General features: G+C 60.1%; 21 protein-coding genes. 18 read left to right on the forward strand and 3 right to left on the reverse strand.

What is annotated here, in order from left to right:
* From AYR66_RS24190 to cysM, 14 genes are all read left to right on the forward strand, one after another.
* Window positions 1–1,774, forward strand: a 1,774-nt coding sequence (locus AYR66_RS24190) for a DNA gyrase C-terminal beta-propeller domain-containing protein (protein ID WP_088710248.1), incomplete at its 5' end; no start/stop codon positions are given.
* The gene (gene serC, locus AYR66_RS24195) at window positions 1,774–2,865 is read left to right on the forward strand and encodes a 3-phosphoserine/phosphohydroxythreonine transaminase (protein ID WP_088710126.1); all 1,092 of its coding nucleotides are present in this window, start codon (window positions 1,774–1,776) and stop codon (window positions 2,863–2,865) included. The genes AYR66_RS24190 and serC, both read left to right, overlap by 1 nt.
* A gap of 74 nt (window positions 2,866–2,939) precedes the next feature.
* Window positions 2,940–4,016: a prephenate dehydratase gene (gene pheA, locus AYR66_RS24200; protein ID WP_088710127.1), complete on the forward strand. Its 1,077-nt coding sequence runs from the start codon at window positions 2,940–2,942 to the stop codon at window positions 4,014–4,016.
* Between the two features lie 67 nt (window positions 4,017–4,083).
* The gene (gene hisC, locus AYR66_RS24205) at window positions 4,084–5,190 is read left to right on the forward strand and encodes a histidinol-phosphate transaminase (protein WP_088710128.1); all 1,107 of its coding nucleotides are present in this window, start codon (window positions 4,084–4,086) and stop codon (window positions 5,188–5,190) included.
* Between the two features lie 11 nt (window positions 5,191–5,201).
* Window positions 5,202–6,113 (forward strand): prephenate dehydrogenase, encoded by a 912-nt coding sequence (locus tag AYR66_RS24210; RefSeq protein ID WP_234815071.1) that lies wholly within the window; start codon window positions 5,202–5,204, stop codon window positions 6,111–6,113.
* Window positions 6,113–7,438: a 3-phosphoshikimate 1-carboxyvinyltransferase gene (gene aroA / locus AYR66_RS24215; RefSeq protein WP_088710129.1), complete on the forward strand. Its 1,326-nt coding sequence runs from the start codon at window positions 6,113–6,115 to the stop codon at window positions 7,436–7,438. Before AYR66_RS24210 ends, aroA begins: the two co-directional genes overlap by 1 nt.
* A 47-nt stretch (window positions 7,439–7,485) precedes the next feature.
* Window positions 7,486–8,160: a (d)CMP kinase gene (gene cmk, locus AYR66_RS24220; RefSeq protein ID WP_088710130.1), complete on the forward strand. Its 675-nt coding sequence runs from the start codon at window positions 7,486–7,488 to the stop codon at window positions 8,158–8,160.
* Window positions 8,161–8,281: 121 nt separating this feature from the next.
* Entirely contained in the window at window positions 8,282–9,988 is a 1,707-nt protein-coding gene (rpsA, locus tag AYR66_RS24225) for a 30S ribosomal protein S1 (protein ID WP_088710131.1), read from the forward strand.
* A gap of 14 nt (window positions 9,989–10,002) precedes the next feature.
* A complete protein-coding gene (locus AYR66_RS24230) occupies window positions 10,003–10,308 on the forward strand; it encodes an integration host factor subunit beta (protein WP_088710132.1) in 306 nt (101 codons plus the stop codon).
* 162 nt (window positions 10,309–10,470) lie between these two features.
* Window positions 10,471–10,785: a LapA family protein gene (locus AYR66_RS24235; RefSeq protein ID WP_088710133.1), complete on the forward strand. Its 315-nt coding sequence runs from the start codon at window positions 10,471–10,473 to the stop codon at window positions 10,783–10,785.
* Between the two features lie 20 nt (window positions 10,786–10,805).
* Window positions 10,806–11,981, forward strand: a complete 1,176-nt coding sequence (lapB, locus tag AYR66_RS24240) for a lipopolysaccharide assembly protein LapB (RefSeq protein WP_088710134.1) — start codon at window positions 10,806–10,808, stop codon at window positions 11,979–11,981.
* Between the two features lie 36 nt (window positions 11,982–12,017).
* Window positions 12,018–12,947 carry a D-glycero-beta-D-manno-heptose-7-phosphate kinase gene (gene rfaE1, locus AYR66_RS24245; protein ID WP_088710135.1) on the forward strand — a complete coding sequence of 310 codons (930 nt, stop codon included), beginning with the start codon at window positions 12,018–12,020 and terminating at the stop codon, window positions 12,945–12,947.
* Window positions 12,948–13,053: 106 nt separating this feature from the next.
* Window positions 13,054–13,407, forward strand: coding sequence for a ComEA family DNA-binding protein (locus tag AYR66_RS24250; RefSeq protein WP_088710136.1), 354 nt, complete (start codon window positions 13,054–13,056; stop codon window positions 13,405–13,407).
* Between the two features lie 130 nt (window positions 13,408–13,537).
* Window positions 13,538–14,440, forward strand: coding sequence for a cysteine synthase CysM (gene cysM / locus AYR66_RS24255; RefSeq protein WP_088710137.1), 903 nt, complete (start codon window positions 13,538–13,540; stop codon window positions 14,438–14,440).
* 19 nt (window positions 14,441–14,459) lie between these two features.
* On the opposite strand, the gene AYR66_RS24260 is transcribed toward cysM, so the two are convergent.
* Together AYR66_RS24260 and AYR66_RS24265 are read right to left on the reverse strand one after the other, a co-directional pair.
* Window positions 14,460–14,804: a hypothetical protein gene (locus AYR66_RS24260; RefSeq protein ID WP_088710138.1), complete on the reverse strand. Its 345-nt coding sequence runs from the start codon at window positions 14,802–14,804 to the stop codon at window positions 14,460–14,462.
* A 450-nt stretch (window positions 14,805–15,254) separates the two neighbouring features.
* Window positions 15,255–15,830, reverse strand: coding sequence for a DUF1415 domain-containing protein (locus tag AYR66_RS24265; protein ID WP_088710139.1), 576 nt, complete (start codon window positions 15,828–15,830; stop codon window positions 15,255–15,257).
* Between the two features lie 87 nt (window positions 15,831–15,917).
* On the opposite strand from AYR66_RS24265, the gene AYR66_RS24270 reads away from it, so the two are divergent.
* The 4 genes from AYR66_RS24270 (at window position 15,918) to AYR66_RS24285 (ending at window position 20,625) form a co-directional block, all read left to right on the forward strand.
* The gene (locus AYR66_RS24270) at window positions 15,918–16,463 is read left to right on the forward strand and encodes a YaeQ family protein (RefSeq protein WP_088710140.1); all 546 of its coding nucleotides are present in this window, start codon (window positions 15,918–15,920) and stop codon (window positions 16,461–16,463) included.
* Window positions 16,464–16,513: 50 nt separating this feature from the next.
* Window positions 16,514–17,584 carry an AI-2E family transporter gene (locus tag AYR66_RS24275; RefSeq protein ID WP_234815073.1) on the forward strand — a complete coding sequence of 357 codons (1,071 nt, stop codon included), beginning with the start codon at window positions 16,514–16,516 and terminating at the stop codon, window positions 17,582–17,584.
* Window positions 17,585–17,734: 150 nt separating this feature from the next.
* Window positions 17,735–18,604, forward strand: a complete 870-nt coding sequence (gene htpX / locus AYR66_RS24280; RefSeq protein WP_088710141.1) for a protease HtpX — start codon at window positions 17,735–17,737, stop codon at window positions 18,602–18,604.
* A gap of 344 nt (window positions 18,605–18,948) precedes the next feature.
* Window positions 18,949–20,625 (forward strand): methyl-accepting chemotaxis protein, encoded by a 1,677-nt coding sequence (locus tag AYR66_RS24285; RefSeq protein ID WP_088710251.1) that lies wholly within the window; start codon window positions 18,949–18,951, stop codon window positions 20,623–20,625.
* Here the strand turns inward: AYR66_RS24285 and mltB are convergent.
* On the reverse strand, window positions 20,622–21,748 hold a 1,127-nt coding region (mltB, locus tag AYR66_RS24290), incomplete at its 5' end, for a lytic murein transglycosylase B (protein WP_420093139.1). The genes AYR66_RS24285 and mltB overlap by 4 nt on opposite strands.

The raw sequence follows: 21,748 nt of genomic DNA on the forward strand, positions 1-21,748 counted from the left end.
AGGCATTTCCGATATCCGCGACGAGTCCGACAAATCGGGCATGCGTGTGGTGATCGAGCTCAAGCGCGGCGAAGTGCCGGAAGTCGTGCTCAACAACCTCTACAAGCAGACCCAGTTGCAGGATACGTTCGGCATGAACATGGTCGCGCTGGTTGACGGCCAGCCGAAGCTGCTGAACCTCAAGCAGATGCTGGAGTGCTTCCTGTCGCACCGCCGTGAAGTGGTGACGCGCCGTACCGTATTCGAACTGCGCAAGGCGCGCGAACGCGGCCATGTGCTGGAAGGCCTTGCCGTCGCACTGGCCAACATCGATGACTTCATCGCGATTATCAAGGCCGCGCCGACGCCGCCGATCGCCAAATCCGAATTGATGGCGCGCGCGTGGGATTCCTCGCTTGTGCGTGAAATGCTCGCACGTGCCGCCGGAGAAAACTCGGGCGGTATCGAAGCCTTCCGTCCGGAAAACCTGCCGAAGCATTACGGCATTCAGCAGGACGGCTTGTACAAACTGTCTGATGACCAGGCGCAGGAAATCCTGCAGATGCGCCTGCAGCGCCTGACCGGTCTCGAGCAGGACAAGATCGTCAACGAGTACAAGGAAGTGATGGCACAGATCGCCGACCTGCTCGACATCCTCGCCAAGCCGGAGCGCGTTACCGCGATCATTTCCGACGAACTGACTTCTGCCAAGAATGAATACGGCGACGGCGCGAAGGATACCCGTCGCTCGACGATCGAACTGAACGCCACCGACCTCGAAACGGAAGACCTGATCGCGCCGCAGGACATGGTGGTGACGCTCTCGCATTCCGGCTACATGAAGTCGCAGCCCGTGTCCGAATACCGCGCTCAGAAGCGCGGCGGCCGCGGCAAGCAGGCGATGGCGACCAAGGAAGACGACTGGATCGACCAGCTCTTCATCGCCAATACGCATGACTACATCCTGTGTTTCTCCAACCGAGGCCGCCTGTACTGGCTGAAGGTGTGGGAAGTGCCGCAGGGGTCGCGCAACTCGCGTGGCAAGCCGATCGTCAACATGTTCCCGTTGCAGGATGGCGAGAAGATCACTGTCGTGCTGCCGCTGTCCGGCGAGAACCGCAGCTTCCCTGAAGACCATTACGTGTTCATGGCGACCAGCCTGGGCACCGTGAAGAAGACGCCGCTGACGGAATTCAGCAATCCGCGCAAGGCCGGCATCATTGCCGTTGACCTGGATGAGGGCGACTTCCTGATCGGCGCTGCGCTGACTGACGGCAAGCATGATGTGATGCTGTTCTCGGACGCCGGCAAGGCAGTGCGCTTCGATGAAAACGACGTGCGTCCGATGGGCCGTCTCGCACGTGGTGTGCGCGGCATGAACCTCGAGGAAGGGCAGCAGGTTATCGCGTTGCTGGTCGCGGAGAACGAGCAGCAGTCGGTGCTGACCGCGACCGAGAACGGCTTCGGCAAGCGTACGCCGATCACCGAATACACCCGCCATGGCCGCGGCACCAAGGGCATGATCGCAATCCAGACCAGCGAACGTAACGGCAAGGTCGTCGCGGCAACGCTGGTTGATCCGGGTGACGAGATCATGCTCATTACGACAGGTGGCGTGCTGATCCGTACCCGTGTCTCGGAAATCCGCGAAATGGGCCGCGCCACGCAGGGCGTGACGCTGATTGCGGTCGAGGACGGCACCAAGCTCTCCGGCCTGCAGCGCATCGTCGAGACGGATGCCGAGGAAGAAAACGGCGCGGAGAATGGCAGTGCCGACAACGCGACGGAGGAGTAATGACGCGCGTCTATAACTTTTCCGCCGGTCCGGCTGTCCTGCCGCAGGAAGTCCTGCAGCAGGCCGCCGAAGAGATGCTTGACTGGCACGGCAGCGGAATGTCCGTGATGGAAATGAGCCATCGCGGCAAGGAATTCATTTCGATCTACGAAGCAGCGGAGCGCGACCTGCGCGAACTACTGGCTGTGCCGGCGAATTACCGCATCCTGTTCCTGCAGGGCGGAGGCATCGGCGAAAACGCGATTGTGCCGATGAACCTGGTGGGCAGGAAATCGCAGCCGGCTACGGCGGATTTCGTCCACACCGGTTCCTGGTCGGGCAAGTCGATCAAGGAAGCGAAGAAGTACTGCAACGTCAACGTCGCCGCTTCTTCCGAGACAGAAAAGTTTGCATTCATTCCGCCTCGCGAGACGTGGAAGCTGTCGAAGGATGCGGCCTACGTCCACATCTGCACCAACGAAACGATCGACGGCGTCGAGTTCCAGTACACGCCGGAGGTCGGCGATGTGCCTCTGGTAGCAGACATGTCTTCGCATATCCTCTCGCGCGTGGTCGATGTGTCGAAGTACGGCGTGATCTTCGGAGGCGCGCAGAAGAATATCGGCCCGGCCGGCTTGACGATTGCGATTGTGCGCGACGACCTGATCGGGCACGCGCTGTCCATTTGCCCGTCGGCATTCGACTGGAAACTCGTTGCCGAGAACCAGTCGATGTACAACACTCCGCCGACGTATGGAATCTATATCGCTGGCCTGGTGTTTCAGTGGCTCAAGCGCCAAGGTGGTGTGCCGGCGATGGAGCAACGCAATATTGCGAAAGCGGCGCTGTTGTACGACTATCTGGATTCGACCGGTTTCTACAGCAACCGCATTGCAAAGGATTGCCGTTCACGCATGAACGTTCCCTTCTACCTGAAGGACGAGTCGCTGAACGAGGCGTTCCTCGCCGGCGCGAAGGAACGCAACCTGCTGCAGCTCAAGGGCCACAAGTCCGTTGGCGGCATGCGCGCATCGATCTACAACGCGATGCCGATCGAAGGCGTGCAGGCGCTGGTTGATTACCTGAAGGACTTCGAGAAGAAGCACGGATAACGGGCCCGGTGCCCCCGTGCATTCGCTGGCAGGTTTCTTTCCCCGGCAATGGGGAAGGAGAGAAATGACTATCCATGAGTACGGACGACAAACTTAAACCCCTCCGCGAGCAGATCGATGCGATCGACGCGCAAATCCTTGATTTGCTCAACCGCCGGGCGCGCGTAGCGCAGGAAGTCGGCCACGTGAAGGCCGAAACCAATGCCCCGGTGTTCCGCCCCGAACGCGAGGCGCAGGTCCTGCGTAAAGTCGCGAACAACAATCCCGGTCCGCTCGACAGCCACGACGTGCAGACGATCTTCCGCGAGATCATGTCTTCCTGCCGCGCGCTGGAACGCCGCGTGACCGTCGCTTACCTCGGTCCGGCAGGCACCTTCAGCGAACAGGCGGTGTATCAGCAGTTCGGCCACGCGGTCGAAGGCGTGCCCTGCAGCTCCATTGATGAAGTGTTCCGTGCGGCCGAAGCCGGCACCGCCGACTTCGGCGTGGTGCCGGTCGAGAATTCCTCCGAGGGGGCGATCAACCGCACACTCGACCTGCTGCTCCAGACCACATTGTCCATCAGCGGTGAACTGTCGATTCCCGTGCATCACAGCCTGATGACGAAGAGCGGCACGATGGACGGCATTACCCGCATCTGCGCGCATTCGCAGGCGCTGGCTCAGTGCCAGGTGTGGCTGAACATGAATTACCCGAACATCGAGCGCCAGGCCGTGGCATCCAACGGCGAAGCCGCACGCATTGCGAGCGAAGACCCGACCGCCGCCGCCATCGCCGGTGAAATCGCCGGACAGCGCTACAACCTCGGCGTGGTGAAGGCGCACGTACAGGATGATCCGCACAACCGCACACGCTTCGCCGTAGTCGGCCGCCTGCAGCCGACACCCAGCGGCAAGGACCAGACCTCGCTCGTGCTGGCCGTGCCCAACAAGGCCGGCGCCGTGTACAACATGCTTGCGCCGCTCGCCACATTCGGCGTGTCGATGACTCGTTTCGAGTCGCGCCCCGCACGTATGGGCACCTGGGAGTACTACTTCTACGTCGACGTCGAAGGCCACGTCCAGGACGACAAGGTCGCCAAGGCCATGGCCGAGCTGAAGCAGAACGCGCCGTTCTTCAAGGTGCTCGGTTCGTATCCGTTTAGTTTGTAATTTGTCCCGCCGCCGCTGGGCGCACATTTGCGTTGTGTCCGGCGCGGCACCTGTTCAGGAAACCGTCATGTCACTCCAATTCGGACCCGATTACGTTCGCGCCATTGCCCCCTACCAAGGCGGAAAGCCCATTGCCGAAGTCGCCCGCGAGTTCGGCCTCGACGAAGCAAAGATCATCAAGCTCGCATCGAACGAGAATCCTCTCGGCATGCCGGAATCGGCAAAGCAGGCGATGCTCAAGGCAGTGGCCGACATCGGCCGCTATCCAGACGCGAACGGCTTCGACCTGAAGCAGGCGATCACTGCGAAATACGACGTGCCGCAGGAATGGATCACACTGGGCAATGGCAGCAACGACATCCTCGAACTTGCCGCCCATGCTTTCGTGCAGCCGGGCCAATCGGTCGTCTACGCGCAGTATTCGTTTGCCGTGTATGCGCTGGCCACCCAGGCCGTCGGCGGCCGGGCAATCGTCGTTGCCGCTCGCGACTACGGCCATGACCTCGATGCGATGGCGAAGGCAATCGATAAAGACACCAAGCTGGTCTTCATCGCCAATCCCAACAACCCGACCGGCACCTTCCTCCCTGCGGCGGACATCGAAGCATTCCTGAAGAAGGTGCCGCAGGACGTCGTCGTCGTACTGGACGAGGCTTATAACGAATACCTCGCGCCGGAACAGCAATACGACTCGGTCGCCTGGGTGAGGCAGTATCCCAACCTGCTCGTGTCGCGCACCATGTCCAAGGCTTACGGCCTGGCCGGCCTGCGCGTCGGCTTCGGTATCGCGCAACCGGCGATCACGGATCTGCTTAATCGCATCCGCCAGCCGTTCAACGTCAACTCGATGGCGCAGGCCGCGGCGGTTGCGGCGCTCAACGACACTGCGTTCTTGCAGAAGAGCGCCAAGCTGAATGCGGATGGTTATCGCCAGCTGACGACGGCTTTCGATGCCATGGGTATCGAGTATGTGCCTTCGTATGGCAATTTCGTGCTGTTCAAGGTCGGCAACGATGATGGCGCTGGCGCGCGCGTCAACGTCGCACTGCTCAAGCGCGGCATCATCGTGCGCCCGGTCGGCAATTACGGCCTGCCGCAGTGGATTCGTGTCTCGATCGGTTTGCCCGAAGAGAACGAAGCCTTCATCGGCGCGCTGAAGCAAGTACTGGCCTGAGCGGACAAGCCGTGGGCGCAATCGTGTTCAAGAAGGTTTCGATTTTCGGCGTCGGATTGATCGGCGGATCCTTCGCGCTCGCGCTGAAGCGGGCCGGGGTGGTCGGTCAGGTGTTTGGCGTCGGACGCAGCGCAACGTCGCTTGCTCGGGCGAAGGAACTGGGAATTGTCGACGTCGCGAGCAGTTCCGTGGAAGAGGCGGTGCGTGACGCCGACCTGATCCTGGTTGCGGCGCCGGTCGCGCAGACCGAGGCCATCCTTGCATCCATCGAACCATTCCTGCAGCCCGATACCATCGTCACGGATGCCGGAAGCACCAAGACGGATGTCGTCGAAGCGGCTCGCAAGGCGCTCGGTGGAAAGATTGCGCAGTTCGTGCCGGGCCATCCGATAGCCGGCCGCGAGCAGAACGGCCCCGACGCGGCGATCGTGGATTTGTACGTCGGCAAGAAAACGGTCATTACTCGCTTGCCGGAAAACAGCGCCAGCGATGTGGCGCGTGTTGCTGCTGCCTGGGAGCAGTGCGGCGCAATCATCCACAAGCTGACGCCGGAAGAGCATGACCGCGTATTTGCATCGGTCAGCCATTTGCCGCACCTGCTCGCCTATGCACTGGTTGATGACGTGGCCAGGAAGCCGCATGCCGACGTGCTGTTCCAGTATGCGGCGAGCGGATTCCGCGATTTCACCCGCATCGCCGGCTCGTCGCCTGAAATGTGGCGGGATATTTCCCTGGCCAACCAGGCGGCGCTGCTTGGCGAGCTTGATGCCTACATGGCACAGCTTGTCCAGCTGCGCGAATTGCTCGCCGAACGAAACGGCAAGGCGATCGAGGCGGTCTATGCGAATGCGCAACGCGCAAGGCAGAACTGGATCAAGACGATCGAGTCTGCCGAACAACAGAACAAACAAGGCGGCGACTGATGAAGCATTATCCCCACCATCTCGACCTCCAGCCCGCGATGCATGCGCAAGGCACAGTGCGGCTGCCGGGGTCGAAGAGCATTTCCAACCGTATCCTGCTGCTGGCGGCCTTGTCGCAAGGCACGACGAAGATCTGCGACCTGCTTGCGTCGGATGACACCCACGTGATGCTTATGGCCCTGCAAAAGCTGGGCGTGGCCTGGGAGCAAGTCGGCGAGACGCAGGATTACATTGTCCACGGCGTGAGCGGCGTGCTGCCTGTACACCAGGCAGATTTGTTCATGGGTAATGCCGGCACTGCAATCCGCCCGCTGACGGCGGCGCTCGCGGTCATGGGTGGCGACTATACGCTGCACGGTGTGTCACGCATGCATGAGCGGCCGATCGGCGATCTCGTCGATGCATTGAATGCAGTCGGCACGCAAATCGACTACACCGGCCAGCCGGGCTATCCGCCGCTGCATATCCGTCGCGGGCATATCCATGCACATCGCATGCAGGTCAAGGGCAATGTATCGAGCCAGTTCCTCACCGCGCTGCTGATGGCTGCGCCACTCATGGCAGGCGAACACCCGGTTACCATCGATGTTGTCGGCGAACTGATTTCCAAGCCATACATCGAAATCACGCTCAACTTGATGCAGCGTTTCGGCGTCAAGGTTGAACGTCAGGGCTGGCAATCATTTACGGTCGCAGCAGGTCAGAAGTACACCAGCCCCGGAACGATCCATGTCGAAGGAGACGCTTCATCCGCGTCTTATTTCCTCGCGGCAGGCGCGATTGCAGGCGGCCCGGTGCGGGTGGAAGGTGTCGGACGCAACAGCATCCAGGGCGATGTGCGCTTTGTCGAGTCGCTGGAACAGATGGGCGCCACGATCACCATGGGTGACAACTGGATTGAAGCGAAGTCGAATGGCGTGCTCAAGGCCATCGACGCCGACTTCAACCACATCCCGGACGCAGCCATGACCATCGCTGTCGCCGCGCTCTATGCAGATGGGCCGAGCACCCTGCGCAACATCGGCAGCTGGCGCGTGAAGGAAACCGACCGCATTGCCGCTATGGCAACCGAACTGCGCAAGGTCGGCGCTATAGTGGAAGAGGGGGCAGACTACTTGCGTGTTGAGCCACCTGCGGAAATCCGTTCCGCCGCCATCGACACCTACGACGACCATCGCATGGCCATGTGTTTCTCACTGGCCTCGCTCGATGGCGCTGCCCGCCGCGGCAACGCGATCCGGATCAACGATCCGAAATGCGTCGCCAAGACCTTCCCCGACTATTTCGAGGCGTTCGCACAGATCGCCCGGAACAATCTGTTCTGAATGGCCGCGCCGCATTTGTTGCGGCGCGTTCCCCTGATCCAGACCCAATGCAGACCCATTCCATTCCAGTCATCACGATCGATGGGCCGACCGCCTCGGGCAAAGGCACTGTTGCCCACCGCGTCGCACATCAGCTTCATTTCCATTATCTCGACTCCGGTGCACTGTACCGGTTGACGGCGCTGAGCGCGTTGCGGCATGAGGTGCCGCTGAACGACGAGCACGGCCTGGCCAAGGTGGCCGAGAGATTGCCCTGTCGCTTTGCCGGCGACCAGATCTGGCTCGGCAACGAAAACGTCACGTCCGCGATCCGGGCCGAGGAAGTTGGCAATACGGCATCGAAAATTGCTGCTTTACCAACGGTCAGGCATGCATTGGCCGGCCTTCAGCTCGGCTTTCGCATCGCGCCCGGCCTCGTTGCCGACGGGCGTGACATGGGTACCGTAATTTTCCCCCATGCGGTACTCAAGGTATTCCTGACGGCAAGCGTCGAGGCGCGCGCGGAAAGGCGATATAAGCAATTGATTGACAAGGGTTTTCCTGCTACTATGGAAGACCTTCTCAAGGATTTGAGGGAGAGGGACGCGCGCGATTCAAATCGCGCCATCGCCCCCTTGAAACCCGCCGAAGGAGCACACATCCTGGATACTTCTCACATGACTGCCGACGAGGCTGTCGAGCAAGTGCTCAAGTGGTATGCGGCAGTAAAGAAGCAGTCTTGACATCCACGCTGCTTCTGGATCGGTGCCCGGCCTGGCGCAAGGCCTTGTCGGGTGTTGTTTAACTTAACCCAGTGAATGACCGGATTTACGCGATCATCGCTGGCCAAACTTTTTCTCTTTTATGTCTACTGCGCAACAACAATCTACCGGTATGGAAAGCTTTGCAGCCCTGTTCGAGGAGTCGATCGCTCGTCAGGACATGCGCTCCGGTGAAGTGATCTCCGCTGAGGTCGTCCGTGTCGACTACAACTTCGTCGTCGTGAACGCGGGCCTGAAGTCCGAAGCATTCATTCCTATCGAAGAATTCAAGAACGACAGCGGTGAAGTCGAAGTCCAGGTTGGCGACTTCGTCACCGTTGCGATCGAATCGCTCGAAAACGGTTTCGGCGACACCATCCTCTCGCGCGACAAGGCGAAGCGTCTGGCTTCCTGGCTCGCGCTCGAGAAGGCGATGGAGTCCGGCGAAATCGTGACCGGCACCGTCAACGGCAAGGTCAAGGGCGGCCTGACTGTCCTGACCAACGGCATCCGTGCATTCCTCCCGGGTTCGCTGGTCGACACCCGTCCGGTCAAGGACACCACGCCGTACGAAGGCAAGACCCTGGAATTCAAGGTCATCAAGCTGGACCGCAAGCGCAACAACGTTGTGCTGTCCCGCCGCGCCGTCATCGAAGCATCGATGGGCGAAGAGCGCGCCAAGCTGATGGAAACCCTGAAGGAAGGCACCGTCGTCACCGGTATCGTCAAGAACATCACCGACTACGGCGCGTTCGTTGACCTCGGCGGCATCGACGGCCTGCTGCACATCACCGACCTGGCATGGCGCCGTGTGCGTCACCCGTCGGAAGTGCTGTCCGTCGGCCAAGAGATCACCGCGAAGGTCCTCAAGTACGATCAAGAGAAGAACCGCGTCTCCCTGGGCGTCAAGCAACTGGGCGACGATCCGTGGACCGGTCTGTCCCGTCGTTATCCGCAAGGCACCCGCCTGTTCGGCAAGGTCACCAACCTGACCGACTACGGCGCGTTCGTCGAAGTCGAGCAGGGCATCGAAGGCCTGGTGCACGTCTCCGAAATGGACTGGACCAACAAGAACGTGGCTCCGAACAAGGTTGTCCAGCTGGGCGACGAAGTCGAAGTCATGGTCCTGGAAATCGACGAAGAGCGTCGCCGTATCTCCCTCGGCATGAAGCAGTGCAAGCCGAATCCGTGGGATGACTTCGCGATGAACCACAAGAAGGGCGACAAGGTTCGCGGCGCGATCAAGTCGATCACCGACTTCGGCGTGTTCATCGGCCTGGCTGGCAACATCGACGGCCTGGTTCACCTGTCCGACCTGTCCTGGACCGAAGCCGGCGAAGAAGCCGTCCGCAAGTTCAAGAAGGGCGACGAGCTGGAAGCTGTCGTGCTGGCGATCGACGTCGAGCGCGAGCGCGTTTCCCTGGGCGTCAAGCAACTCGAAGGCGACCCGTTCAACAACTTCGTTGCAATGAACGACAAGGGCGCAGTCGTGACCGGTACCGTCAAGTCCGTCGAGCCGAAGGGCGCTGTGATCCAGCTGTCCGACGAAGTCGAAGGCTACCTGCGTGCATCCGAAATCTCCCGTGACCGCGTGGAAGATGCCGGTACCCACGTCAAGGCTGGCGACAAGGTCGAAGCCATGATCATCAACATCGACCGCAAGGCTCGCAGCATCCAGCTGTCCATCAAGGCGAAGGACAATGCAGAGACGCAAGAAGCCATGCAGAAGATGTCCGCTGATTCCAGCGCTGCCTCCGGCACCACCAGCCTGGGCGCACTGCTGAAGGCCAAGCTCGACAACAAGCAATAAGGTCGAAACCGTAAATGACTAAGTCCGAGCTGATCGCCCGCTTGGCCGAGCGTTATCCGCAGCTGGTTGCAAAGGATGCGGATTACGCGGTGAAAACCATTCTCGATGCAATGGCCGAGGCACTGTCCAACGGCCAGCGTATCGAGATTCGCGGCTTCGGCAGCTTTGCGCTGAACAGCCGTCCGCCCCGCATCGGGCGCAACCCGAAGTCGGGTGACAAGGTGATGGTGCCCGAAAAACGGGTGCCGCACTTCAAGCCCGGCAAGGAGTTGCGCGAACGCGTGGACGCAATGGTTGGTCAGCCGATCAAGGAAGACTGAACGTTATTTGCAGGAATCGGAAACGGCATCTTCGGATGCCGTTTTTTTTGCCTGGAACGATCCGGGATGGCCGGGATGGAATCTTAACGTACAATTTCACCCTGTCAGTAGAGCCACGGCCCACAGCATGATCTTTCACACCAACAACAAGGACGCCGCGCCATGAAAATCCTGTTCAGAATCGTTGCGGCCATCCTCTTCATTGTCTTCTTCGGCTTTGCGCTGAAGAACACGCAGGAAGCCGCGCTGCGCTTCTTCTTCGATTACGAAATCCGCGGACCGTTGGTCCTGTTGCTGCTCTCCTTTTTCATTGGCGGCGCCGCGCTCGGCATTCTCGCAATGATCCCGACCCTGTTCCGTTATCGCCGCGAGGTGGTCAGGCACAAGAAGGCGGTCTCCGCGATGGAAAAGGACATGGAAGCGAGGCGCATGGCCAGTGTCCAGCCGCCGCAGCCCGATACGGTCGTCAACAAATAACCTGACAAGAACAAGAACGCATGGAATTCGAAACCTGGTGGCTGCTCGGCATACCGATTTTCTTCGGCCTCGGCTGGATCGCAGCACGCGTTGATATCAACCAGCTCGTGTCGGAGTCGCGAACCCTGCCACGTGGCTACTTCAAGGGACTCAATTTCCTGTTGAACGAGCAGCCTGACAAGGCGATTGATGCCTTCATCGAAATCGTCAAGCTCGATCCGGAGACTATCGAACTGCATTTTGCATTGGGTAACCTGTTCCGGCGCCGCGGCGAGATGGAGCGTGCCATCCGCGTCCACCAGAACCTCCTGGCTCGCCCCGACCTGCCACTGGATTACAAGTTGCAGTCGCAGTACGAACTCGGCCAGGATTACTTGAAGGCCGGCTTGCTCGACCGCGCGGAAGAAACCTTCAACGGACTGGTCGACACCCAGTATGGCGCGCAGGCACGCCGCGCACTGCTCGAGATTTACCAGCGGGAGAAGGAGTGGTCGCGTGCGATCGACGCCGCTCGGTCACTGCAGGATTCCGGAGCCGGCGCGAAGCAAAAGGAAATCGCGCAGTTCTATTGTGAACTGGCGCAAGACGAACTGGTGCATACGCATCCGGACGCCGCACTCTCGCTGTTGGAAAAAGCCATTGCCGCCAACCGCAGCAATGTGCGCGCTGCCATCCTGATTGGCGATGTGCATCTCTCCCGGGGCGATACCGAAGCTGCGCTCATGGCATGGCGGCGCGTCGAGCAGCAGAGTGTGCCGCACGTCGCCCTCGTCGCCCAGCGCCTGATGGATGGCTATCGTACGGTCGGCCGGCCGCAGGAAGGCCTCAACCTGCTCAAAAGCTACCTAGCCGAAGCCCCGTCGATTGATCTGCTGGAAGTGGTGTTCAAGGCGGTGCTGGAACTTGATGGCGTGGATGCAGCCAACCAGCTTGTGAGTGACGAGCTGCGCCGTACCCCAACGCTGCTCGGCCTCGACAAGCTGCTCGAAGCGCGCTTGATGGAAGCACCGCCCGAAGTACGCCCGGAACTCTCGCTGGTGAAGAACCTTGTGCACGGCTATACGCAGAAACTCGCGCGCTACCAGTGCAGCCACTGCGGCTTCAAGGCCCGGCAGTTCTACTGGCAATGCCCCGGCTGCAGCCAGTGGGAATCCTATCCGCCGCGGCGCACCGAAGAACTCAACGTGATGAACTAGCGTGGCATTTCAGGCCGCGCAGAATCCGATTCCGCTATGAATGACATGACCCCTCCCCAGAAAAACCCGCGCCTTCTCGTCGTCGGCGACGTGATGCTGGACCGCTACTGGTTTGGCGAAGTGAGTCGGATCTCCCCGGAAGCGCCGGTTCCCGTGGTTCGCGTCGAACGGCGCGAGGAGCGGCTGGGTGGCGCCGCGAACGTAGCGCGCAATGCTGTTGCGCTTGGTGCGCAGGCGGGACTCCTCGGTGTGGTTGGTACCGATGAAGCAGGCGACGTCGTGCAGAACCTGCTCACCGACCTGCGCATCGACAGTTTCCTCAACCGCGATGCAGCGATCTCGACCATCATCAAGCTGCGTGTGATCGGTCGGCAGCAGCAGCTCCTGCGCATCGACTTCGAGGCACCGCCGAGCGAATCCGTATTGCGCGACAAGCTGACGCAATTCAATGCGCTGCTGCCGCAGTACGACGTGATTGTGCTGTCCGACTATGCGAAGGGCAGCCTCGTCAACGTCACGCACATGATCGAGGCGGGCAAGCGCCTCGGGAAGTATATCCTCGTCGACCCCAAGGGTGAGGACTTCACGCGCTACAAGGGCGCCTCGATCCTCACGCCTAACAAGTCGGAAATGCGTCATGTTGTCGGCTCGTGGAAGGACGAGGAGACGTTGACGACGAAAGCGCAAAACCTGCGCCGCTCGCTCGATCTAGAGGCATTGCTCCTGACGCGTTCGGAGGAGGGCATGACGCTCTATACCGAAGCGGATGTGCTTCACATCCCGACCGTTGCGCGCGAAGTGTTCGACGTTTCCGGTGCCGGCGACACCGTCATTGCGACGCTGGCCACGATGCTTGGCGCCGGCAAGTCGCTACCCGATGCGGTGGCCATCGCGAATCGTGCCGGCGGAATTGTGGTCGGCAAGCTTGGGACGGCAACTGTCACTCGCGAAGAACTTTTTGGCTGAGTTGTTTTTTACGGACAAGAGAAATAGCGGTTTGATAACTTTTTAATTATCATTTATGCAACATCGGAATTTCCGATGTTCACTTGTCCAACTCGGAGAAAACAACATGCTGAAAAAACTAATGCTTTCAATTGCAGTATTGGTCGCATCCACCGGTTTTGCCTTCGCACAGGTCGACGTCAACAAGGCCGACCAGGCCGCGCTCGATAGCGTGAAGGGCATCGGCCCGAAGATGTCCAAGACCATCCTTGACGAGCGCAAGAAGGGCGGTGACTTCAAGGACTGGGCCGATTTCCAAGGTCGAGTGAAAGGTGTCGGCGAAAAGAATGCTGTTCGCCTGTCCGATGCAGGTTTGACGGTGAACGGCAAGCCACGCCAGGGCGGCGCAGCCGCAAGTGGCGACAAGAACGGCAAGGCATCCGGAAAGGACAGCCGCAAGGACGTGAAGAAGGAAAAGTAAAAACCGTTCGCACTTCATAACCCCGCTCCGCATGAGCGGGGTTTTTACTGAGTGGTGGCTGGGAAGGCACCATACGTGAGAAGGCGCGTCCTAGTAGAATGACGGTTTTATCAAGCAGCCTGACCCGAACATGCCTTACCTGACGATCGAAGACACAATCGGCAACACCCCATTGGTGCAGCTCAAGCGTATTCCTGGCGAGGAGGCTGCACGGCGTAATAACGTCATCCTCGGCAAGCTGGAAGGCAATAATCCCGCAGGGTCCGTCAAGGACAGGCCGGCGCTGTCCATGATCAAGCACGCTGAGGAGCGTGGCGAGATCAAGCCGGGCGATACGCTGATCGAAGCAACCAGCGGCAATACCGGCATCGCGCTGGCAATGGCCGCCGCGCTGCGTGGTTACAAGATGGTGCTGCTGATGCCTGAAAACCTGAGCGAGGAGCGCCGCCAGAGCATGGCTGCTTATGGTGCAAAGATCGTCCTCACGCCCAAGACAGGCGGCATGGAATATGCACGCGACCTTGCCGAGCAGATGCAAAAGGAAGGCAAGGGCATCATTCTCGACCAGTTCGGCAATCCAGATAATCCACGCGCGCACTATGAAGGAACGGGACCCGAAATCTGGCGCGATACCGAAGGGCGTATCACTCACTTTGTAAGCGCGATGGGAACGACCGGCACCATCGTCGGCGTGTCGCGCTTCCTGCGTGAAAAGAATCCCGAAGTGCGCATCATCGGTGCACAACCAGAAGAAGGTTCGCAGATTCCCGGCATCCGCAAATGGCCGGAAGCGTACCTGCCGAAAATCTATGACAAGAGCTGTGTGGACCAGCTCGAATATGTGAGCCAGGCTGCAGCTGAGCAGATGGCTCGCCGCATGGCGATGGAAGAAGGGATTTTCTGCGGGATTTCAGCCGCGGGCGCCTGCGAGGTCGCACTGCGCCTTTCACAAACGGTCGAGAACGCGACCATCGTGTTCATTGTCTGCGACCGCGGCGATCGGTATCTGTCGACAGGTGTTTTCCCCGCCTGATCAGCGGGGAGGGGCTGTCTTATTCCATCAGATCGGCGCCGGAATCCTGCGGCGAATCCTTCGGCTTGAACTGCTTGTCGCTGATACGGAACTTGTCGCGGCGGTCACCCATGAGGATGCGCAATTCCTTGATGCTCAGGTCGCTGACTTCATGCATGCGGATCAGCAGCGACGCGCCGACCGGCAGGCGGCGGTGACGGATCTTGCTGATCACCGGCGGCGCCACTTCCAGCGCGCGCGAAAGCGCAGCGTCATTCTTCAGGTTCAGCTTTTCGATAAGTGCGTCAAGCAGGTTGTTCGGATCGTAGTTCACCTGGTCGGCGAGACGGTTTCCTGCGCGCTTGATGTTGTCCGTATTGTCCATGGCATTGTCTTATTCAGTAGTCAAAGTCGCAATAATTCCGGGCTGCAAGCAGATTATACAGAGAAACAATTTGCATATCTGGAAAGTGTATCAACTCTGTGACACAACTTGCATGACCTCGATGCAAGAAATAGCACTACCACAATTGCCGTGTAGACACTACTTGCGTAAATGCAATATAGTAAAGAAATTTCAAAAAGGCAATATTAGAATTATGCGAACATGCGCTGAATCAATAAGCGAGAAAATATAACAACTTTCGCGTCGCATATTTCCTCCGACTCAGCGTCAACTCCCGCCAATTCAGGATTGCAATCGTTCAATTGCATTCTAACGAAGCCAACTTCATTCATTTTGAGCCGCCGCAATGGGCTCCTGATGCGTGAACGACCAGCGTACGTCCGCCATCTTTCGCTAATTCAAGAGGCTGTTTGAACTGGTCGGCCAGTTTTAGTTCTTTTTCACGTTGTTAATTTCTTCATCGAAGAGCGCATCCCATCCGGGGCGACCAAGGCGCTCCAAGGTTTCGATATTCTTTTCGAAAATGTCGGATGCCTCCGGGAAGGCTTCCACAGCACGATCGATGCTTGATTCGCGCAGCAGATGGAGGGTCGGGTAGGGCGAGCGGTTGGTGTAATTGCTGATATCGTCCGAGTCGGTGCCGGCAAACTGGTAATGCGGATGAAAACTGGCTACCTGGATGTCGCCTTCCAGGCCGAGTGCAGCTGTAGTCATGTCGGCGGCTTCAAGGAAGTCGTTGAATTCCAGGAAATCGTCGAGGACGTGCGGATGAATGAGCAGTACGGTATCGACCTGTGCGGGATCGGCTTGCTGCAGGAACAGCAGCGCGTCGACGAGTTCGCTTTGCAGTTCCTCAACAGATTGGGCCGCACTGACAATGTAGTGGATCTGTCCCTTCATATGCACGCTCTTGGCAAACGGGCAAAGGTTCAGACCGATGACGGCCTTTTCCAGCCAGCGGCGGGTGGCGGCGACGACTTCTTCTTCAAATGATGGCGTGTTCATTCCGCGATTATGACCGGGATCGTCGCATGGCGCGCACACGCGCTTTCCGGTACAGTGCCGGACTCGTGCAATCAGCAACAACTTCACATGGCACTCAAGGCAACGATATTCAAGGCAGACCTACAGGTCGCCGACATGGACCGTCATTACTATGGCGACCATGCATTGACGATTGCGCGTCATCCTTCCGAAACCGATGAGCGCATGATGGTTCGCGTACTGGCTTTCGCGCTGCATGCACACGAGGCACTCGCCTTCGGCAAGGGGCTGAGTACCGACGATGAGCCCGACCTATGGCTAAAGGATCTGACCGGTGCGGTGGAAAAGTGGATCGATGTCGGCCAGCCGGATGATCGGCGCCTCCTCAAGGCTTGTGGCCGCGCGTCGGAAGTCATCGTGTACAGCTACAGCGCGACCAGTGCCGTTTGGTGGAAGCAGCTCGCGGGCAAACTCGAGCGTGCGCGGAACCTGCAGGTGTTCAACCTGCCGGCACAGGCAAGCACAGAACTGGCAAGCATGGCAAAGCGTACGATGCAGCTCCAGTGCACCATACAGGAAGGGCAGATCTGGGTCGCCGACGGTGACCACAGCGTCCATCTGGAACTGGAAGTCCTCAAGTCGCGCGCCGGATAAGACCGCGTCATTTCATTGACGGCGCCAGCCGTTTCTCCCAATATTGCGGCATGCCTTATCTCTCTGTACTCCTGCCTCTGGCGTTCGCGGTCGCACTCGCCGTCCTCCTGAAACATTTTCTTGGCTCGCTCGCATGGGCCGCATTGCTCGCGGTAATTACCTGGCCCTTGCATGAACGCTTGCTCAAGCGTGGCTGGTCGAGGGCGGCGAGTGCCGCAACCCTGCTTGCAGCGATCATCGTCAGTTTTGTCGCGCCGACGATCTTCCTGTTCAATACCCTGAGCCATGAAGTGGCGACGGTCGAACGCCTGCTCGGCCAGTTCAACAATACCGGCCTGCCTGCGCCTGAATGGCTGGCACGCCTGCCCGTCGTGGCCAAACCGGCGATGGAATGGTGGCAGACGCATCTCGCCGTGCCGGGCGGACTGAATACGTTCCTGCAAGGAGTCGCCGGCGGTTTGCTGCCGCATCTGACGAGCACCGTCGGGAAGCTGGGGCCGACCATCCTTGCCAACGCGCTTTACCTGTTCCTTTCGCTGCTGACCCTGTTCGTGCTTTATCTTGAGGGACCGGCGGTGGTGACATACGTGGATCATGCGGGCCAGCGGCTCATCCCGAAATACTACGGCGTGCTGCGCCGCCTGCTGCCGTTGTCAGTGCGCGGCACGGCGCTCGGCCTGTGCTCGGTGGCAGTCCTCGAAGGCATCGTGCTTGGCATCGCCTATGCAATCGCTGGTGCGCCGGCACCCGCCATCCTCGGTGTGATTACCGGGTATCTTGCGCTGATCCCAGGCGGCGCACCCCTGTCGTTCACTTCGGTGTCGCTGCTCCTGCTGGGGCAGGGGCATGCCGGCGCGGCATTGGGGCTATTTTCCTGGGGCGCGTTCGAACTCTTCCTCGTCGACAAGTTCGTCCGGCCGAAGCTTATCGGCCATCGTGTCAATCTTCCCTTCCTCGCGGTTCTTTTCGGCCTGCTTGGCGGCGTCTCCACCCTCGGCGTGCTCGGTCTGTTCATCGGCCCGTTCATGATGGCCGTGCTGTTCTGGTGGCTGCGCGGCGGAAAGGCGGATGCCGTGCACGAGATCGCTGTCCCTGACAAGGGCGACAAGCAGGCGGCGTAACGTCGCCGTCATCCTGTATTTCTCAGTTTTTTTCGAAGAAATTCTTCATTAAACTTCGCTTTTTCAGTGCGTCGCGCGCTGCTATCCTGCACGCTCCAACCGGTCCGTGCCTGCGTGGGCCATCACAAACATAGAAAGAAGGAACGACACATGAAGCGGGTCATACTTTTCCTGGCCACCAACATTGCGATCATGGTGGTGCTCGGTATCACAGCTAGCCTCCTCGGCGTCAACAAATACCTGACCGCAAACGGGCTCAACCTCGGCGCACTGCTGGTCTTTTCCGGCATCATGGGTTTCGGCGGTGCATTCATCTCGTTGTTCCTGTCGAAGCCGATCGCGAAATGGTCGACCGGGGCCCAGGTGATTGAGCAGCCTTCCAATTCCACGGAGCTCTGGCTGGTCAATACCATTGCCGGTCAGGCGCAGAAGGCCGGTATCGCGATGCCTGAAGTCGCCATTTACGAAGGCGAGCCGAATGCATTTGCTACCGGCGCGACCAAGAACAGCTCGCTGGTGGCCGTGTCGACCGGCCTGCTCACGTCCATGACGCGTGACGAGGTCGAAGCGGTTCTGGCGCACGAAGTGGCGCACATTGCCAACGGTGACATGGTGACGCTGACCCTGATCCAGGGGGTGGTCAACACCTTCGTCACTTTCCTCGCGCGCGTGGTCGGCTATGCGGTCGACCAGTTCCTGCGCCGGAACGACGAGGAGAGCAGCGGCCCCGGCATCGGCTATACCGTGACTGTGGTGGTATGTGACATCCTGTTCGGCATTCTCGCCAGCCTGATCGTGATGTACTTCTCGCGCCAGCGCGAGTACCGCGCCGATCGCGGCGCCGCCCAGATCCTCGGTACCCCGCGTCCGATGATCTCCGCGCTGCAGCGCCTTGGCGGCCTGACGCCGGGAGAACTGCCGAAGAGCATGGCGGCTTCCGGCATCGCCGGTGGTGTGGCGTCGCTGTTCAGCAGCCACCCGCCAATCGAGTCCCGTATCGCTGCATTGCAGGCGCAGTAAATATCGACGGACGTCGGCTTTCCCCCACAATGGGGGAAAGCAATCAGGCAAGATATTGATGCAAGGCAACAAAAGAGGATAAATATTGATGCATGGCAACATTGGGTGCCGATTCTGCGTTAACCTCACGCCTTCCTGACCGGAACGCGGTTGTCTTGAAATCACCTGCAACAGGCAGGTAAAGCAAGGGTGCTCTGCCGATCGCCATGCACCGCCTGTTCCAGCCGACAGCACGCGGCTGGAATGTACCCGCGTGTACTGATCCCTCCGGACTGCCAATGGGCCGGCTGCAAAGATGCTGCCAGCCGGGCAGCGCAGTCGTCATTCCTTCATCTGTTGACATCATGAATCTTTCGAACCTGAAAATCGGGCATCGATTGGGCATCGGTTTTGCCGTAATCCTCGCCTTCACCGTTCTGATCGCCGCCGTGAGTATCTGGCGCCTCAAGGCCATCTCCGACGCCACTTCCCAGATGATGGCGCATCCGCACGCCAAGGAACGCATGGTCAGCGACTGGTACCGCTACATTGCGGCCGGCGTTCGGCGTACGACGGCGATTGCCAAGAGCGCGGATCCGTCGCTGGGACAGTTTTTTGCGGAAGACGCGGCAGCGACCAGCAAGGGGGCATCGGAATTGCAGAAAGCAGTCGAGCCCTTGCTGACCGGTGAGCGGGAGAAGGACATCTACACGAGGATCGGCGAGAAGCGCAAGGCCTATGCCGCCGCGCGTGATGCCATCGTCAAGGCCAGGGCGGACGGCAAGGTCGACGAGGTCGAGCGGCTGCTGCAGAGCGAGTTCATCCCGGCAGCCAACGCTTACCAGGCGCTCGTGCAGGACTTGCTCGATGAGCAGCGGCACCATATGGATGGCACTGCCGAAGAGGTCTACGCGACGTACCGCCAGGGCGCGTGGGTGATGACCGCGCTGACCCTGTTCGGCCTTGGCACAGGATGCGTGTTTGCGTGGTGGCTGACGAAGGGCATCACCCGTCCGCTGAAGCAGGCGGTAGGCGTGGCGCGCAGCGTGGCCGAAGGCGACCTGTCGACTGAAATTCGCAGCAGTGCCAATGACGAAACCGGCGAACTATTGCTTGCCTTGCGCGACATGAACATCAGCCTCGCCCGTATCGTCACCGACGTTCGCGCGAGCACCGTGACGATTGCGACGGCGTCGTCGGAAATCGCCAGCGGCAACCAGGACCTGTCCGCCCGCACCGAGCAGCAAGCCAGCTCGCTGGAAGAGACGGCCGCGTCGATGGAGCAGCTCACTTCCACTGTGCGCCAGAATGCCGACAACGCACAGCAGGCGAGCGATCTTGCGGTGTCCGCGTCGGACCTGGCGAAGAAGGGCGGCGATGTGGTGGGCCAGGTGGTCGACACGATGGGGTCGATCCGCGACAGCTCGCGCAAGATCGTCGACATCATTTCGGTGATCGACGGCATCGCCTTCCAGACCAATATTCTGGCGTTGAACGCGGCGGTCGAAGCTGCACGCGCCGGCGAACAGGGACGCGGCTTCGCGGTGGTTGCATCCGAGGTGCGCAGTCTTGCGCAGCGCTCGGCATCGGCAGCGAAGGAAATCAAGGAACTGATCAATGATTCGGTCGACAAGGTCGACACGGGCAGCGCGCTGGTGAATGCCGCGGGCGAAACGATGGAAGCCATCGTCGAATCGGTCCGGGGCGTTGCGTCGCTAATGGGCGAGATCGCTTCGGCCAGCAATGAACAAAGCACCGGCATCGGCCATGTGCACGAGGCAATCGCGCAGATGGAACAGGTGACGCAGCAGAATGCGGCGCTGGTGGAGCAGGCTGCCTCCGCAGCGGCCAACATGCATGCGCAGGCGGATCATCTGACGGCTGCGGTGCGCGTGTTCCGCCTGGAGCACGCCGCGCAGCCTGTGGCACACCATGCGCCATTGCGAGTCGTTGCTACCACGCCGGCGCCGCTGCCGTCTCGAGCGAAACGCGCATTACGCGTCGCAAATGCGCGCTCAGAGGAAGGTTGGGAAGAGTTTTAACGCACGCCTGCGCGTGCACTCTTCACTGTGCGTCCCAGTTCGATCACCGACATGGCGTAGAAAAAGCTGCGGTTGTACTGGGTGATTGCGAAGAAATTGTTGGCGCCGAGCCAGTAGTCGGTCGGCTCGCCGCCATTCTGCAGGTCGACGAGACCGTACATCCTGTCGGCCGGCGTATCCACCGCGGGCACCACGCCCGCGGCCTTCAGTTCATCCAGCCTGAACTTCGCTTCCAGTCCTTGTCCGATGAACATCTCCCAGCTGCGCCCGGGTTCTCCGGCGCCCAGCGTTGCGGGGAACACGACCGGTTCGCCGGCCTTCCATCCATGCTGCACGAGGAAACTGGCGACGCTGCCGATCGCATCGACCGGTGAATTGCGCAGGTCGACCTTGCCATCGCCATCGAAATCGACGGCAAACTTGCGAATGCTGCCCGGCATGAATTGCGGCCAGCCGACTGCGCCGGCGTAGGAGCCGAACAGCGAGAACGGATCGATACCCGCGTCACGCGCCAGGAGCAGCGTGTTCTCGATTTCTCCGCGGAAGAAGGCCATGCGTGACGCACGGTTGGGCGTGGGCGGATAATCGAATGCAAGCGTCGTCAGCGCATCGAGCACGCGGAAATTGCCCGTGTTCCTGCCGTACACGGTTTCCACGCCGATGATCCCGACGATGATCTCGGCCGGCACCCCATAACGCTCCTCAGCGCGTGCAAGCGCATCGCGGTACTCGTCCCAGAAGGCAACTCCGGCGTTGACGCGCACCGGCTCGATGAAGCGCGCGCGGTAGGCATGCCAGTTCTTGGGCTTGCCCGGCGGCGCAGGCTTGACGAGCTGGATGGCGGTGTCGATGTAGCGCACGCGCTTGAATGTCGCTTCCAGTTCCTTGCGGTCGAAGCCGTGCTTTTCCGCCATCAGGTCGATGAAAGCGGCGACTTCGTTCCACTGCGTGAAGTTGGCAAACTCGCCCGCCTCGTCCGGGTTTGCAGCCACCTTGCGCAGCTTCGCGCCCTGGGTTGTTGCCTTTCGCGCCTGCTTGCCGGACTGTTTCGGCGATGCATCGGCAGGCAGGGTGAAGGTGAGGAGCAGGGAGGAGAGCAGGACTGCGGGTACGGCGGGGGTGG

This window comes from Noviherbaspirillum denitrificans (assembly GCF_002211445.1).
GTDB lineage: Bacteria > Pseudomonadota > Gammaproteobacteria > Burkholderiales > Burkholderiaceae_D > Noviherbaspirillum > Noviherbaspirillum denitrificans.